The organism is Gillisia sp. Hel1_33_143, from assembly GCF_900104765.1.
GTDB lineage: Bacteria > Bacteroidota > Bacteroidia > Flavobacteriales > Flavobacteriaceae > Gillisia.
In genome coordinates this window covers 677,838-694,742 of sequence record NZ_LT629737.1, presented here as the reverse complement: position 1 = coordinate 694,742, position 16,905 = coordinate 677,838, and the positions used below count along the sequence as shown (strand labels likewise).

Annotated in this window: 10 protein-coding genes; 1 reads left to right on the top strand and 9 read right to left on the bottom strand. The window is 33.6% G+C overall.

The window, feature by feature from the left end; translation table 11 throughout:
- Position 1: 1 nt before the first annotated feature.
- From BLT84_RS03125 to pelF, 5 genes are read right to left on the bottom strand one after another with little or no spacing between them, the layout of a single operon-like run.
- A complete protein-coding gene (locus BLT84_RS03125) occupies positions 2-3,958 on the bottom strand; it encodes a DUF2194 domain-containing protein (protein WP_091262822.1) in 3,957 nt (1,318 codons plus the stop codon).
- A 2-nt stretch (positions 3,959-3,960) separates the two neighbouring features.
- Complete coding sequence (locus BLT84_RS03120; protein ID WP_091262821.1) at positions 3,961-5,925, bottom strand: hypothetical protein; 1,965 nt, start codon at positions 5,923-5,925, stop codon at positions 3,961-3,963.
- Entirely contained in the window at positions 5,915-6,730 is an 816-nt protein-coding gene (locus BLT84_RS03115) for an endo alpha-1,4 polygalactosaminidase (protein ID WP_091262819.1), read from the bottom strand. The genes BLT84_RS03120 and BLT84_RS03115 overlap by 11 nt, the downstream gene beginning before the upstream one ends.
- Positions 6,717-8,333, bottom strand: a complete 1,617-nt coding sequence (gene pelG, locus BLT84_RS03110) for an exopolysaccharide Pel transporter PelG (RefSeq protein ID WP_091262817.1) — start codon at positions 8,331-8,333, stop codon at positions 6,717-6,719. The genes BLT84_RS03115 and pelG overlap by 14 nt, the downstream gene beginning before the upstream one ends.
- Positions 8,334-9,848, bottom strand: a complete 1,515-nt coding sequence (pelF, locus tag BLT84_RS03105) for a GT4 family glycosyltransferase PelF (protein WP_091262815.1) — start codon at positions 9,846-9,848, stop codon at positions 8,334-8,336.
- Between the two features lie 142 nt (positions 9,849-9,990).
- On the opposite strand from pelF, the gene BLT84_RS03100 reads away from it, so the two are divergent.
- Complete coding sequence (locus BLT84_RS03100) at positions 9,991-10,956, top strand: endo alpha-1,4 polygalactosaminidase (RefSeq protein ID WP_231929443.1); 966 nt, start codon at positions 9,991-9,993, stop codon at positions 10,954-10,956.
- A 55-nt stretch (positions 10,957-11,011) separates the two neighbouring features.
- Here BLT84_RS03100 and BLT84_RS03095 read toward each other — a convergent pair whose 3' ends face one another.
- The 4 genes from BLT84_RS03095 to BLT84_RS03080 form a co-directional block, all read right to left on the bottom strand.
- Positions 11,012-12,160, bottom strand: coding sequence for a PepSY-associated TM helix domain-containing protein (locus BLT84_RS03095; RefSeq protein WP_091262810.1), 1,149 nt, complete (start codon positions 12,158-12,160; stop codon positions 11,012-11,014).
- Positions 12,161-12,216: 56 nt separating this feature from the next.
- Positions 12,217-14,634, bottom strand: a complete 2,418-nt coding sequence (locus BLT84_RS03090) for a TonB-dependent receptor (protein ID WP_091262808.1) — start codon at positions 14,632-14,634, stop codon at positions 12,217-12,219.
- Positions 14,635-15,487: 853 nt separating this feature from the next.
- Entirely contained in the window at positions 15,488-16,171 is a 684-nt protein-coding gene (locus tag BLT84_RS03085) for a DUF2490 domain-containing protein (protein WP_091262805.1), read from the bottom strand.
- Positions 16,172-16,197: 26 nt separating this feature from the next.
- Entirely contained in the window at positions 16,198-16,902 is a 705-nt protein-coding gene (locus tag BLT84_RS03080; RefSeq protein WP_091262803.1) for a TVP38/TMEM64 family protein, read from the bottom strand.
- Between the last annotated feature and the right edge of the window lie 3 nt (positions 16,903-16,905).

The window sequence follows — 16,905 nt, the reverse complement described above, 5'->3', positions numbered from 1 at the left end:
CTTAATCTAAATAATATTTAAGCCCTATTCCAAAATTATTAGAATAAAAGTTCTTCAAGGTGTAGAATTCCAGATTACCGCTAAAATAGAGCTTATCATAAAAAGGGTAGCTGAAACTTCCTCGGTACCGCTGAAAGTTATCAGAAAAAGTGTCTAGAAAGTAAGCTGCATCTAATGTTATATTAATGTCTTTTTTAGGAATATTAAAAGAATATCCTGCACCAATACCTCCATATAGCCTTTCCTCTAATGTCCAATATGGATAACCGCTGCTTTTATCGTTATTACCTAACAAACCGGCAATTTCTGTAAAACCTGATATTGAAGACCTTCCATTTTGGTATACCTTCCCGTAAAAAGCCAAAGCTGCTGTAGCATCTACAGTGCCATCATCATCATAATGATTTCCTTCTAAATATAAGGTAGACCTAAAGATCTTATTGATCCTTAGTTCTTCGTATATGTTAAGTTGAGTTTGGTAAATTTTTAATCCATAAGCCCCACCAGTTAATGCTGGCCTTCTAAATGCTGCTGCAGAGCTATAAAGGCTGTCATGACTTATAGAAGCTCCAGCTCGTAAGTGATAATATACATTGTCTGCAGTGTCAAATTCCAACCTCGCACCTCCGGAATAATTAAATTTTCCTGGTTTTATAGCAGTTTGAAATTGATAATCCAACCCATATAAACCTCTGTCTATATTTTCTTTATCAACATTAACCACAGGCACTCTGTATGCCTGATTTTTTACTGCGCTAAAGATGTGTGTATTGTATTTACGATCTCGAAGTCCGTAACCCAGCTTGGCTTCATAATAGTTAGGATCTAACCTATCTGCCACCATAATTCCATTTAACTGAATAAAATCGCTTTCTGTTATTCTTATTTTCTTTCTTATAGATGCTGCAATAGGTGCATCAAATAGTTCTGGTGTTTCTAGTAGAAGTTCTTTTTGAAGACTGCGATCTAGATAAAGCACGTCTTTATTGAATTGTGTTCTAAGCTCCTCTTTTTTGGCTGATGCTGCCATGGTATTAGTAAGCGTCCAGGCTTTTTTGTAATTCTTTTCGGAAATATAGTAAGAAACTAAAAAAGCTTGAATTTCATCAAATTTTTCATTTGAAGGTTTTGTATTGGCATAAAGCGCCTCTATTTCTTGAGTTTGCTTCAATTGTGCGTGCCAGAACAATTTAGTAAGCACCGGAAATTCTGTAGTACAATTGCTCCATTCAATAGCCTTACGATAACTCCCCTGGTTTCCGAAGGCGTATGCAATATCTAATGCGATAGATTTATAGTTAGGACTGCACGGGTCTATATCTATAAGCGCTGCTGTAGCTTTAGATGGTTCATTAATCAATAACCAATTTATATATAAAGTATAATCTCGTGCTTTTATCTTCTCAACATCTGTTGTTTTAAGATACCACTGGTCTATGGTTACTTTATCTATAGAATTTGAACAATTAGACCAGGCTATCGCTTTTTCAAAATTGTTATGATCGGCATAGAACCAGCTTATGATCTCTCCCGAGTTTTTATAAGTTTCACAAGGTTCAGACACATTAAATATGGACATAGCCTCTTTAGGATAGCGCTTAATTAAAATCTCTATAAAAGAGGTTCTATTATCTGGATCTGCATCTTTAATTAACTGTTTTAATTCAGCCGCACTTAATTTAACCTCGTCTTGCTCCCCAAAATATCCTATATAGTCCATTTTGGTTTTTGGGTCATTAGAAATAGCTATTTTCTCCGTCATCCAATATTTGCGAGTTTGCAAATCCGGATAATCGCTACCTTTTACAAATTTTTCAGCTAAATAAATGTACCTAAGACCTTTATTACTATTCTCGTATTTTTCTTTTAATAAAGGCCAGATCTCTGCCTGACTATTATTCCAGCTTAAGTATTGGAACAGTTCTGTCCAATTACTTTCATTATAAGCATTGGAATTTTTAATACTAGCTTTAAGTTGTTTGATGTTTTCTGAAGAATTGGCCTGTACTGGTAGTTCTTCTAAAGAGAGGTATTGCTCATATTGTTCTATTAAAGAGATGTTAGAGTTATTGTTTTTACCGAAAATTCGAGGAGCACTTATAGTTCCAGCAGGGGTTTTTATCATGTAGAGGCTACCTTTATGAAATGCTGTTTTACTAAATTCATAAGATCGCTTTTTAAAAGATTGTTCCATTAAAGCGCTATTTTTGGAACTTACATAAACAAACCACCAGTTTGTCTGCTCCATGCTTAATTTCACTTTTACTTCATCTTTATTAAAGCTATAAGTATAAGTGGATTTTCTCCAATCTTGGGCAATCTTAGCAGCATCCTTAACTGCAAAAAATCTCATTAATGGATATAATCTTTTGGTTTGATGGATATAAGACTTAAAGCGAGGAAATAATCCTTCAGAGCCATCCTCAGATATTTTCCAGCCTAATCTATCCTGATTCCTGAATTCGTATACCTCTTCGTAATTTATGGTGTTTGCCGGAATTTGATAAATATCATCTGCATGGATAAAATGAGACCAGATACCGGTGTATAAATATAAATTTTGCTGATTGTATTGATTAGCAACATCCATAACATAACCACTGGTTACTCGTGGAAAATTGAAGAAATGATCATTATAAGGTTCTAAATCATATTCTCTATTTCCACCTTCTTTGAAATCGCCTAAATATAAACTTGCGTTATATTTAATGGAAGGAAAAACTTTAGCCAGAGCTGCAAATCCTAAGCTATCTATATTGTTTGAAGGTGGAACATAAGTTACTGGAAGTTTTCCATAGGTTTTTAGTTCCCATCTCTTTTTTGCTGCTTTTAATCCCAGCACCATAAAGTCATAACTAGGCCAATCGTTCTTTAAGAGAGAAACGTGGTTGTACCCGTGGAAAGCCAACTCGTGTTTAGATTTCTTAATCTTATTCATAAGCCAATCTGACGCGGAAAGACTTTTTCCCTCCACCCGTTTTTTAGATTGTTCCCATTCTTCAAAAGTAAAAGGAGGTACCGTAAGATTGCGATAATCAAAACTTACGTAAGCAGAATAAACAAGACCTTCTTCTTCTCCTAATTCCACCATATCTGGCCACCAATGGTCTGTATAAAATTGGGCTTGAGTAACATTCATTTCAGAATGTACCGGTTCCATGGCCATATCATAAAGTGGTGCTGGAAAATCGTCTAAAAAAATACTTTTGGTGTTGGCTACAGAATAAGGCATTCCCTCCAATCCTTTTAAGAGCATGCTAAATAACAAACCTCTATCTCGTTTTTCAAAAGCTTGAGAAGTGTTCATTAAAATCACTTTCCCGTTTCCTAGATCGTTTTGAACAATAGCGGGATACTCCAGATCATTACTAGAGGTAGCTATTACTTTAATATTTGGAGAAAAATTCTCTCTAGAAATTCCATAAAGAACGGTTCCTATTTTAAAGGCTTTATTTTTGAAATCTGGGAGAATATCATCTTTGGAAAGATATCCTTTAGCTTCTGTATTTGTTATTCTACTCGTATTTGCCAGAACTCCGGCTAAGAACTCAAATTTTTCTCCGGCACTAATAGTTGGTAGCAATAACATTCCTCCATTATCTATAAATTGAAGTATTTTATTATAAGCATTATCACTTAGCTCCTGAGGTTCAGTAATTACTACTACCTTATTGTTAATTCCTAAATTTGGATCAGCATTAAATTTCTCCAGACTAATGGCTCTAAATGGGATTTTAGAGTAATTAAGTGTTTTTTGAAGATTATTCTTATAATCCATACTAGTAGACTCTTTTGGGTCTACCAGAAATGTTACCAAAGGATCATCACTATATGCCTCGTAACTTACTTCTGCCGTTTCTTTACTAAAAACAATTTCATTTTCTACATCTTTCTCACAACTTAAAAATGTGAAAAATACCGTAGTTAACACAATGATTATTCTATAACCTCTTATCATTCTCACAGCAATAAATCATTTATTTTACTAGAATTCGGAATATTCACGATCTCAAAAACTTTTATAGATTCTCCTATATAGATAGGTTTCATTTCTCTTCCACGTTTTCTAAGAGTTTGCAGACTTTTAAAAACCTCATCAGGAACATGTGCATTACGCTTGTTTGGAACAAATACAAAAACACTTGATGGTAATATCACTTCGGGATGTGTTTTTAAATATTCTTTCTGTTCTTTATATTTATGGAAAAGCGCATCTTTTTGAAGATAGGCACTATTAAAATCTGAATAACTCAAAAAGTAATGCCCTCCACGGCTAACACGACTATTTTTAGAAGTATTAACCACTGCATAAGAATAGGGAAGTCTATTGTTCTCAATTTCAAAATACGCTTGAAGCACATCTCTTTTAGAGCTAAAAACGCCTTGAGTTGCGCTGGCATCATTTTTACTCATATAAAAAATACCAAAAGCAAGAACCATTGCGAGGCTAATTTCAACTGAATTTGAGATGCTCACCTTTTTAAATAGGGCTCGCACGGGCAGATATATCAAATAGAATAAGAGCCCTAATACTATAGGCAGGAATACAGAAATAACCTGAAGCAAAAGGTCTTCATCAAAAAACGGAACTTCTACTGTATATATAGTCAATAAAAAGATCACAAAGATAAGAATGGTAGATATAGATCTCCAACGTTCTGATTTTTTAAAAATTAAATATGCTGAAACTAAACCTAAGAAAAGTGTCGCTCCAAGATAATACCAAACTAATTCAGAAAAAGGAATAATAAGGTTTGGGGTATATGTATAATAATCATAAGATGCCAGCTTAGACATAAAGACATCTATAAAATTTCTTTCTAGAAAAAAAGATGCGATAGCATAGATGCCAGCCATAATTAAAGCACTTAAGAAATAGGCCTGTATAGATTCTTTATTATAGGCTCTTTTTTCTGAAGGATTGATAAGGTAACAGATAATAAAAAATGGTAACAAGATCCCTAGCGCAATAAATAAGTTTAAAAAACTCAACGCCAAAATACATACAAGACTCCAATTAAAGAACATCCTTTTTTTCTGTCTGAAACTTGTAGGATACATATTAAAGATCATTAACGGCAACGCAAGAGACATAGAAAGGAATACCGTTTTATGCTGCAATAATGAATCTATATTTAAAGGAATAATGGAGTAACCAAACCCAAAAACAAGTGCAGAAAGTAATCCAGGCCCGTGTTTGTGAGTAATTTTATAAAGCGCCCAATATATAATTACTGCCAACAGCGCAGACTCGATAAATCCAGAATTGCTAAGCGCCAACATATCACTTAAGCCTGTAATTTTAGCGTAAAGAGAGATTATAGCATAGCTACCCATAGAATCTGTAACAATGCTAAACCAGGTTTGATCTGCAATGGCCTTCATTTTATCTAGATCTTCATACCAAGAAGAACTCAATAAATAATTATCATATTTTAAGAAATAATACTTGCTCACTAAGATCGCTGCGAATATAAAAGTGGCGATACCTATTTGCCAGAATTTGATATTCTTAGAATCTTTACTTTCAGGCTTTCTTTTTTGAAAATTCTTACTTTCTACCAAAGCCCTATTATTCTCAAACCGTTTCACTACATAAATTATAAATCTGCTATAAACCTTTTGAAGCTGTTTTTTTAGGGGTTTACCTTTTTTAAGATTTAGAAAACTCAGCATAAAAAAGAGCGAAGTGATCATTAAAATGAGCATGGTGTCAAAACCATTTATCTGTGTTAAGAACAAACTTCCAATAATGGCAACAGATAGAAGCATGATTAGCCTGGGAACAAAGAATTCTATACCTGTTTGTTCTGGTAGTTTTACAGCAGATAGTCTATAGAAAACATAGAAGATCAGGAAAAAAAGGAAAATTCTTAATGGACCCAGCAACGTAGCGCTAAACCAAAATAGGATATCATGGTTCATAACGCGGAATGTTTTGAAGTTCTATTTCACCTATAAAAAGGTTTGTCTTGTAGCTACTCATACGTTTAAGTACTTCTTTGGCCAGATCTCTAGTATCTGCGTATTCAATTACTATGGTAGGCAATCCAAATTGCTGACTTGTCATATTAAGGTGATCTAATCTTTCTTTAAAGTCTTTGCTTTCTCTTAGTTTATAAGTAGAAGTTTCAAAATTATAATCTGTTGCTATAGATTCTACAGCAATAGAGTTTATTAGATCTTTTGTTTTAGGCAAAACCTCAAGTCCCGCATTTTGCATGAGGTGAGTTGTTGGATATTTTTCTTTGATCTCTTTTAAAAAACTAACCAAAGCAGCTAGTTTGTAAGGGGTTGGCCCAAATGAAGTATAATTATCTATATTGTCTAAAAACAGACCGTCAAAACCTTTTTTTTCAATATTGTTCTTCACAATTTTAAACACTGCTTGTCTCGTATTTTTATTAGCTAAATCTAAAACGTAGCTGTTCCAAACCTCATTTTTAGACAAGGTGTATTTTGAAATATCGCTGTAATGAGAGGCAGATTCATTCACTTCCCCAAAGCTTACGTAAGCCAGCACATTTTGGTTGTGCATTTTCAATAATTTAATATCTTCTGCAGAAAAATGTGCACTTTCTATGATTAGATAATCATAACCTTTTACAGTTTCCGGATCAAAATCTCCATAGTTTACTAAAACTTTTTTCTCAATATCATTCTTGCACTTAGAAAAGCTAAATATGGAAAAGCAAACAATGCACATCATTATAAATTTAATACGCTGCATAATAGTAATAGTCCAGATTTTTAAAAAAACGTTTGGTGTATCTAAATGTAACGATCATAAATACTAAAGATCCTAACATCATGCCAATTACGGCATATTCATAAGATATCAACCTGCTGCAAAGCACACCAAATGTAAAGTTGGTTATTAGTGCTGCAATTATAGCTATTAGGGGTTTTCTATTTTGATTAAGAGTATATAGATATAAGGTGTTAAGAACACCAATGGTTAAGAAAATATATCCTAAACTACCTAAAATGCTTACTTTAATACTGAGCTCAGATAGGGTTTCATCAAATCCGGCGCTGTATCCCCAAGGTTGCGTCATAATAAGATATAAAAGTATGGCAACTCCTACAGTGGTTATAAGTAACAATCTTAAATTTCTATAATATAATTCTATCATCTTAGAATTGAATTTCTTAAATTTAGAATAGCTGTGAATAAGCTGATAATAATCTAAATGTCTGTTAAACGATGTGATGCTATATTCCAGAACTCCCCCCAATAAGAAAAAGAATAGAATGGCTAGATCCATTCCAATCTCATAATCTTTTTCGTAGTAGAATAAATAGGGAATCTCACGATTTGTAGAAGAAGACCAGGCTATGATCCTGTCCATAAATATAAAAAGGAAAAAGAATATCCCATATAGAAAATAATTAAAATTCCTGTAGATAGACAGGGTAACCTTTGGTTCTACGATAGACCGGGATATTTTCCTCTTTAGTGTATGTTTTAAAAACCACTGCAGATAAAATACAGAGATTAATGCTGCAAAAAGAATACTGCTCCAGTGTATAATGTAAACAGGTATGTTGGTAGTAAAATGCAATGCTAAAGCCAAAGCAGTTCCTAAGGTAATACTCACCGTGATCATCCAACGTTGCTTTAACGCATATAGAGGAGCTAATACTAAAAGGAGAAACCCAATTAATAAAGCATAGGCAAAGCAAATTATAACAAAACTAAAAGAATAAAGTGGGGTTATAAAGTTGAGTACTGCAGATAGCAGGAATATTGCAAAGATGGTTTGTGTACCATATTTTATGATCTTGATTACCGAATGCCGGGCCATGTAGAAATCTTCATTATACCAGTAATAGGACACCTGTTTCCCAATAACCTGAACAAACCCACCTGTTGCAATAAATCCAATTATTACACCTAAAACTACAGCGGTAGATTGGAGGTTATTAAATTTTGAAAAGGTCCAGAGCGATATGCCAAACAGTACAATAGATATCACTTGAATTGAAACAGGAAAAAAGTTTGCTATACCAGAGCCATTTTCAACTACAAATTGCTTTAAGGCTCGAGAAGAAAAGTTAGAAGCTATTGCTATTTTCTTATAATTCTTAGCTTCTGCAATACGTTGTTTATCGTTCTTAAGATTATTATAGGCTCTAAGCCCAAAGGTTTTGTAAATGTACTCTGCAAGGTGAGAGATACTTTTAAAACCATAATCATTTTGAGCATCGATTTCTCGTATCCCTAAAGATTCTATAGTGGCAATTATTACATTTAGGTTTACGGGCTTACCGTTTCGTTCTTTAACCTGTATAATTAGCGATGCTACCGCTTTTATTTGATCCGGACTCATTTATTCCACCTCCATGTATTTGCTCTCTACTATATTCTCTTGTAAAAGCGATTCGTAAATATCTTCATATTGTTGTATGAACTTTGAGATGGTAAAATTGTCCAAAACCCGCTGTCTGGCATGTTTAGCCATATTTAAGCGTTTCTCATTATCCTGCAATAATTCTATAATGCGTAATCCAATCTCTTCTGCATTTTTAGGTTTGCATAAATATCCGCTGTTTTCATCTAGTGCCTCTTTTACACCACCCACATCTGTAGAGACTACAGGAACACCACAACTCATACTTTCTATTACAGTATACGGGAAACCTTCTGATATAGATGTTAGGATAGATAGATCTCCCTCCGGGAAAATCTCATGAGAATCATTTCTAGGTCCCATAAATCTAAAGTTTTCCTCTACTCCTAATTCTTCAATAAGTTCTAAACAGGTTTGAGTGTACTCTGGAACTGCTTTATCGTCACCATAAACTAGGTATAGTATTTCTGGAATTTCTTTCTTTACAACTGCGCAAGATCGTATCATGGTTAATACATCTTTTAATTCAAAGATCCTTGCAGCAGCCACTACGGTTGGTATCTTCTGAAGATGTTGAGGTTTAGGTTTAGGCTTGAATTTTTCAGAATCTATTCCATTATAAATTATAGATATCTTTTTAGGATCTGCCCCATACATCTTTTCCCATTTTATATTGAATTGATTTACAGAAACAATCGCATCAGATTTGTAATAAGCCAATTTTGCTATGGCTTCAGAGAATTGTATTAAAAGTCGTTTTAAAAAGAACGGATATTCAGAATTATTAAGCGCCAATAGACGCTCTCTAATAAATACGCCGTGCTCTGTAAGCATTATCTTGGTACCGTATTTATAATGTGCAATCAAAGCCGGAATAACTGGGAAACCGGAGAGAGTTAGGTGCGCAATAGCACATTTTGGAACGTCGGTAATGGCCAATGGAATTAGAAATCTATAGATCCATCGTAAACCAATAGTAATATCTATTAAGGCTGCATCCGGGCTATAGTCTCTTACGATATTTTTAGAGATCGCCTCTCTGTAGGCCTTCCAAACCGGCTCACTTCTCATGGTCTCTTTATAGTCATAGTCTTCAAAATACAACCATAACGCTCTAAAAACCTCATCTAGGTCTTTAACATCTACATTTTCATCATAAATTAGGTTCAGAAGCTTAGAGAATAATGGAACAAAATTCTTTTCTACAACGGCAGTAGTAGTCCATTCTTTCTTTCCCACGGTTTTATAATATTCATCACCGTAACTAATATAATCATAAGGCTCATCTGGGGTCCATAAAGGAACCTGAATCACTTCCGTGATATTCGGACTTAGATCATATTTAGGCTTATTTTCAAAATTTGCATTTATAGAATACAATTTGAAATTTACGTTTTGCACCTTACTACATAATAAATGTGCCCAAGTAGAAACTCCACCCCCGTTATAAGGATATGTTCCCTCCAATACCAACATCACTGCTTCCTTCCCCATAGGTTTTTAGTAAGATTCTTCGAAGATACAATTCCTACAAAAATATAATCATTTTTTAAAGAAGCAATTCCTTAAAAGCGTAATTTTGAATGGTTTTTATGCATCTAATTGACAGAGAACCTTATTTATGAAATGCTTTTTCATGATTTTCTTAGCCCTGTTGTTAACTATTAATCTTGGATGTTCTAGCAACGACCCTGAAATGCCACTGGAAGATCTAGATTTCCGTCAGGAAATGAGAGATTTCGTAATTGATATTAGTACTTATTCTCATAGTTTGGCTCCTAATTTTATGATTATTCCTCAAAATGGAATAGCACTTATTACCAGCAATGGAGAGCCGGAAGATCCTAGAGCTACGACTTATCTTCAGGCTATAGACGCCAATGCACAAGAAGATCTTTTGTATGGTTATGAAGACGATGATAAGCGTACTCCGGTTGATGTAACTAAGGAGCTTAAAAGTTTGCTGGATATTTCTTATGCTGAAAATAAAAAGATATTGGTGGTAGATTATTGCTGGACTTCCTCGAAGGTAATTAAATCTTATGCTGAAAATAATGATAGTAATTATATATCCTTTGCTGCACCAAGTAGAGAGTTAGATAAGATTCCAGATACAAATACTACTCTTAATAATGAAAATTCTTCGAATATCACCTCCTTAAAGATGGCTAAGAATTTTTTATATCTGTTGAATTATGACCGATTTAGCACTAAAAATCAGCTGCTAACAGCACTCTCCAAAACAAATTATGATCTTCTAATATTAGATGCGTATTATAATGAAGAGATTTTCACGAAAGAAGATGTTCAGCAATTAAAGACCAAACAAAACGGTGGGAGTAGATTAGTGATTTCTTATATGTCTATTGGTGAAGCCGAGTCTTACCGATATTATTGGGATAGTACTTGGAAAAAAAATACTCCGGATTGGTTGAGTAATGAAAATCCGGAATGGGAAGGCAATTACAAGGTGAAATATTGGAACAAAGACTGGCAGAACATAATTTATGGAGCAGAATCTTCTTATACAGATAAAATTATAAAGTGTGGTTTTGATGGTGTCTACTTAGATATAATAGACGCATATGAGTATTATGAATAAGCGATAAATATTTCCGTTCATTGTTATAATATTCGCAAATGCCTATATCTTGATATTATAGCATAGGTTTACTTTTAGTTGATCTCTTCTTTTTTTTGTAATTTCTTCCATACCATAGTAGTATCCCGGTTACAGGTAAACTTGCAATGGTTAAACTTATCAAAAATGCTAAGATCTTACCAGCAATACCACCAATAGCACCAATGTGGATATCATAATTCATTCTTAGAATTTTATCTGCAATTTTAGCATCTTCATACCTGCCATAAATTGATGGAGATTTTATTTCTTCCAGGGAGTTTTGATCAAAGAATAAAAAATCTGAATCGTAATAGATACCATCTGTATTAGTAACTTCTACATATATAGATTCTGATGCATTATAAGGGTAATGTATTTCGAAACTTTTTGCTTTAGGATTTTCATTTTTAAGCTTTGGTAATAAAAGATCAATTGGTAACGTGGACGCACTAATATTTTCTGGACTATTCATATTTTCCGGAATTAAAAAGGTTGGATTTTTCTCTCCGCCAATAGTTACATACACAGATTTTTGAAACCAATCATAAGACATTACAAGTCCGGTAAAGGCTAATATAATGGCTAGCGGAATGCTGTAAAAACCAACAATAGAATGTAGATCAAAATTCTTTCTTTTCCATCTCGTGGTCTTTTTCCAATTAAATTTTAATCTGTGCTTTAAATTTTTAGTTTTCTTAGGTAACCATAGAATAAATCCTGAGATCATGATAATAACAAATAATAACACAGAGATAGCAATGATCTCTTCTCCCAACCAAGCGGGTAACCATAATCTGGTATGACCTTTAAGAACGAAAGCAAAAAATCCTGAGAAATGATCATTAATTTTTAGAATCTCTCCGGTGTACGGAGCTATGAACACACTCTTATAAAATTCTGGCTCCAAGTCGTAAAATACTACTTCAATGTTTTCATTGGTTTTTCCATAAATAGCACCATGAATGGTGTTTTCTGGAAATACATCTTCTGCAATAGTTTTTACTTCAGAAGGAGTTAAGATTGCAGTACTTTGAGGTTCAATATAGATCTCTTTGCTAGTTAGGGATTCAATCTCTTCTTTAAAAACCCAACAGCAACCGGTAATGGCAACAACAAAAATTATAATACCTGTAACTAAGCCTATTATCTTATGTGCCTGAAAAACGATCTTCTTAAAATTCATAATAATATATTAAAAGAAGAGTAATTCCTAAAAATTACTCTTCTAGGTTTGGCTAATTAAAAAGTGTATGAAATGTTGGCAATTAATGCTCTTGGAGTTTGCGGATTGATGGTAGACCACCCTTTATAGTATTCTTTATTAAGAACATTATTCAGTTTTAATCCTATTCTGTAGTGGTCATTTTTATAGTAAACCGAAGCATTTGCTACAAAATAACTAGGTAAAATAAAGTTCCCGGTAGTAGTATAATTCTTAACAAAACGCTCACTGGCTCCGTTAAAACCTAATCCAGATCCAAATCCATCTAACACGCCGTTAAATTGATAATCTGCCCAAAAATTATATAAGGTTTTGGGACCGGCTTCTAAAGGCCTTTTATTCAGAATTAAAGGATCGTCTGTTTTGGTGGTTTCACTTTCATTATAGCTGTAACCTGCTCTTATATTTAATCCTCGTAACGGATTGGTGTTTATTTCGATCTCAAAACCTTTACTTTCTATTTCCCCACCCTGAATGCTATTAAAAGGAGAGTCTGGATCTTGTATCACTCTATCTTTAACCTGAATGTTATAATAACTTGCTGTTAAATTGAATCTATTTTGAAAAAAGTTAGTCTTTATTCCAATTTCCGTCTGATTGGCTCTTTCAGGCTTGAAGGTTTTAAGTTGTTGTGCGCCATCTTCGGGATTTCCAACCAGTTTTGGAGCTATATTATTGAAACCATTTTGATAGTTTCCAAACACCGAAAGTTTATCTTTTATTGGCTGATAAAGCAGTCCGAATTTAGGAGATAGCGTATTTTGCTGATAGTTGTCTTCTTCTGTATTAACATCCCCTTCATTATCAAACCTATCTAATCTTAAGCCTAACATCGCAGAGAAATTATCGGTAATACTTAAAACATCAGAAGCATATAAACTATAGATATGATATCTAGATTTGTTATTCCCTAAAGGTTGAGAAGCTAGCACAGCGTCTACAGCTGAGGTGGAAAGCTGATAAAGATCCCCTTCCACATTCTCTGTAAATGGATTATCTCCATTGGCCCCACCTTGTGGAGTAATGTTGCCATAAAAAGCATAACCCGTACTATTATCTGTGGTAGTAGCAGTAAAGTAATCTAATCCAATAACCACTCTATTTCTTAAGTTTTCAATCTTAAAATCGCCAATAAAATTTTGCTGAATATCGGTGGTTTGAGTATTGGAGTTTTGTTTGTTTATATATCTGGTAAATGTGTTGTTGGGTAAAATTCCGTATTCAAATAAATAGGAATAATAACCGTTGGTAGAAGTTGCACTTTTTGACACCAGAGTTTGAGACTGCCAAGAATCTGAAATTTTATAATCCATCTCCACTCTATAGTTCTGATTGGGATTTTCTAAGGTGAGATCATTACTCGTAAAAGATAATTTATTGTTGTAGTTGAGTTCTTCAAGATTTTTAGCCTCAGATGGTGCAGATCTGTTCAAGAATAAAAATGTAGGATTGGTTTGTTCTGCCTGTGTGATTTCTGAATAGAAAGAAAATGAAAGTTTGTTATTTACTTTATAAGACAGAGAAGGTGCTACGAAGAAAGATTTTCTAAATCCTGCGTCCTGAAAACTTTGTTCTGTAGTATAAGCGGTATTTATTCTAAAATAGAGATCGTCTTTTTTGCTTAATGCGGTATTATAATCACCAATGATTTGATTAAGCCCGTATGATCCGGTAGAAAAGGATAACTCTCCGCCAGTTCCTATATACGGTTTTTTGGTAACTACATTTATAAGTCCTCCGTAAGAACTTACAGCGTTACCAAATAAGGTAGCAGAAGGGCCTTTTAAGACTTCAATTCGCTCAATATTCGCAGGATTAATGGTTCCATTCGTTAATCCAGGCAATCCATTAACCAATTGAGGCTGCACAGAAAATCCACGTAGTGAATAATAGCCAGCTCCATCACCACCTCGACCGGTAGATGCCCATAATTGTTCTACCCCTGTAGCATTTTTTAAAGCATCATCAAAATTTGTTGTTAGTTGAGATTTTAAGAGTTCTGTTGTAATAGTGCTATAAACCTGAGTGTTCTCTATATCTTTTAGAGGTAATTTAGCCACATAAGCGGTTTTCTTTCTAGAGAATTTGTTAGTGCGTTCTCCCTGTATGATCACCTCATTCAAGATCTCGCTGCCTTCATAGATAACTATTGGTTTTAAATTTAGATCTTCATTGTTGGTAATGGAAAAAGAAATTTCTTTGGTTTTAAAACCTATATAGGAAATAGTTAGGGTATAGTTTCCGTCTTTAAGATCATAAAAATAGAATTCTCCTTTATTGTTAGACAGGGTGCCTTTATTCAGACCTTTTAATAGAACGGTTACGCTAGAAAGGGGATGCATATTTGCATCGTTAACTATTCCGTAAACCTGAGAATTTTGTGAAAGCATCAAGCTGCCGGTTAACATTATGCAAAGAAGTAATAGTTGTTTCATTTGTTTTTATTTAGACTAATTATAAATAATATTTTTGGTCAAATTTATATTTATGAACCCAAATAACCTAACTATTTATAATAATTCTAAATAATAATCTATAAATGACTGTGTATGATGTCTTTAAATATTTATAGTGTCAAATGTTGTTTATTTCCATTAGATCATGCATTCTTTTTTTGGTAGTCCGAAGTCATTAAAGTGAAATTCGCACATGTATCTTCGTAGAGTTTGGTTGCTGAGAAGGCCAAGTTTCTAGGTTTATTAAAATAGTAATTTGTGCTGCAAGAACTATCTTGTAGCTGGCATTTGCCTTTACATATGTGGTATGAATTCACAACTTCTTTTTAGATTAGTTTGAATTTTTTACTTGCTTTTTTTAGCGTTGTATAATAAATAATCTCATTTTGATCTAAACCAATTTTACTTGATAAGATCTAAATTCATACTAGAGTAAAGGAATTTTTAAAACCTGGATATGTTACAGTTTCGTAAATCTTATGGTTGAGTTAATTTTGTAACGTTTTTAACGATCTTATTGAAGGTTATAATGTTGATGTGGTGTATTTCTGAAGAGAACATTCAGCTACATAAAGATAGAGTGATCTGGATTGGTAGAAAAATGATTGATTTAGGTGTTGTGAATAGCCCAAGGAAATCAGGAAAAAATAAAACCCCGATAATTAAATGATTATCAGGGTTTTTAAGTACTCGAGGCGGGAGTGCTTTAAAATTTGCTCGTGCCTCTATTATTGGACTTTCCAAGCATAGCCGATGGGAGTGTCCACGAATTGGACACCTTTAACTAAATTTTAACTTTTAAAGGATCAAATTACTATTTATTTAATCAAATTTAGTTCAGATTCAGACTCATCCCAGTTAGTATAAAATACTCATGTTCCAGATCTTGAGAATAGTTTTCTATCCTATATTCGAAACCAAGCTCAAGTTCTAAATCTTTCAAAGCAGAAATTTCTAGATCAATTGAGAATCTTTGTTCGGCCTCTGGTTTTAGTTGGGAAGAAATAGCATATAAAGCTTCCGTTCCTAATGTTAAAGAGAAATTTTGGTCTAGAGGAAACCAATATGATATATCATATCTTAGACGATGTATTGTATTTTTTCTAAATCTCTGTTCGAGGCGTAATCTATGGAAGAGAGATGAATTTATAGGCACAAATTTTATTTGCTCAATAATTCTGATTTCATTTGTTTCAATAGGATTGAAGATTTCTTTAAATCTATATCGCAGTCCTAGACTTAAAAGCAGTGATTCATTGGTTTGATAATTCGTAAAATGATTCAACTCGAGGTGCTCATGTTGATACCCAAATATTCTTTCACCATCAAATCTTTCTTCGAGCATACTGCGACTACCTACTCCAAAATTCATAGACCATCTGTTTACTAAAGTGAGAGAAACCTCGAATTCATTTTCAAAAAAGTAAGATTGCGTATTTTGTGTAAATGCAAGATTATTGCTCGTAAGAAAAAAAAATAAGAAGAGAGTTATTTTTATTTGAGCCTTGAAAGTCATTTATCCTTACTGTTGGAATTTTAAATTTAATTTCTTTTACATTTATCCCAGTAAACATATAGTCCGAAAATTACCAAACTAACCAACGATCCCCATAATAATCCGTTTTTTAAAGAATCGGTACTTTTGCCTATTACAGCTATAAATAGTGTTAAAGGTGCAATCCCAACTATAGTAGCAAAAATAAAGCGCCAATATCCCATTTTAAGAATTCCCCCAACAAAACTTATCGCATCATTTGAAAGAAAAGGGTTTAAACGTGTAACGATTACTGCCCAAAAACCATAATCTTCCAAAAAATTGGCGATCTTTTTTTCAGATTTATGACCAATTAATTTCTCTACAATCCCAGGTCCAAAATATCGACCAATCCAATAACCTGTAGAGGAGGCGGTAAATATGGAAACCAGTACAATTAAACTACCCCAAACCGGACCGTAGGCCAAAATCGAAACAACCATAAGCGCAACGGACGGAATCACTAGAAGGAACATTTGCGCTACCATACATAATACTAAGAGCAAAGGGCCAAACCAACCAAAACCATCTACCCAGTTTTTGATACGTTCATTATTATTGCTAGTAAGTACGCTCCAGCTCTCATTTAAGAATTGTTGTACGCTGGGAATCAAAAAATAAGAGCCAATTATCAGTGCAATAATGCTTATGGAAATATATAATGGCGCTTTGCTTTTTTTAACTGAAGCATTTTCGAGAGATGCAGTATTCATATA

Excerpts from the sequence above, each read along its gene's own strand:
- BLT84_RS03125 (WP_091262822.1), bottom strand. The coding sequence starts at position 3,958 with ATGATAAGAGGTTATAGAATAATCATTGTGTTAACTACGGTATTTTTC.
- BLT84_RS03120 (WP_091262821.1), bottom strand. The coding sequence starts at position 5,925 with ATGAACCATGATATCCTATTTTGGTTTAGCGCTACGTTGCTGGGTCCA.
- BLT84_RS03115 (WP_091262819.1), bottom strand. The coding sequence starts at position 6,730 with ATGCAGCGTATTAAATTTATAATGATGTGCATTGTTTGCTTTTCCATA.
- pelG (WP_091262817.1), bottom strand. The coding sequence starts at position 8,333 with ATGAGTCCGGATCAAATAAAAGCGGTAGCATCGCTAATTATACAGGTT.
- pelF (WP_091262815.1), bottom strand. The coding sequence starts at position 9,848 with ATGGGGAAGGAAGCAGTGATGTTGGTATTGGAGGGAACATATCCTTAT.
- BLT84_RS03100 (WP_231929443.1), top strand. The coding sequence starts at position 9,991 with ATGATTTTCTTAGCCCTGTTGTTAACTATTAATCTTGGATGTTCTAGC.
- BLT84_RS03095 (WP_091262810.1), bottom strand. The coding sequence starts at position 12,160 with ATGAATTTTAAGAAGATCGTTTTTCAGGCACATAAGATAATAGGCTTA.
- BLT84_RS03090 (WP_091262808.1), bottom strand. The coding sequence starts at position 14,634 with ATGAAACAACTATTACTTCTTTGCATAATGTTAACCGGCAGCTTGATG.
- BLT84_RS03085 (WP_091262805.1), bottom strand. The coding sequence starts at position 16,171 with ATGACTTTCAAGGCTCAAATAAAAATAACTCTCTTCTTATTTTTTTTT.
- BLT84_RS03080 (WP_091262803.1), bottom strand. The coding sequence starts at position 16,902 with ATGAATACTGCATCTCTCGAAAATGCTTCAGTTAAAAAAAGCAAAGCG.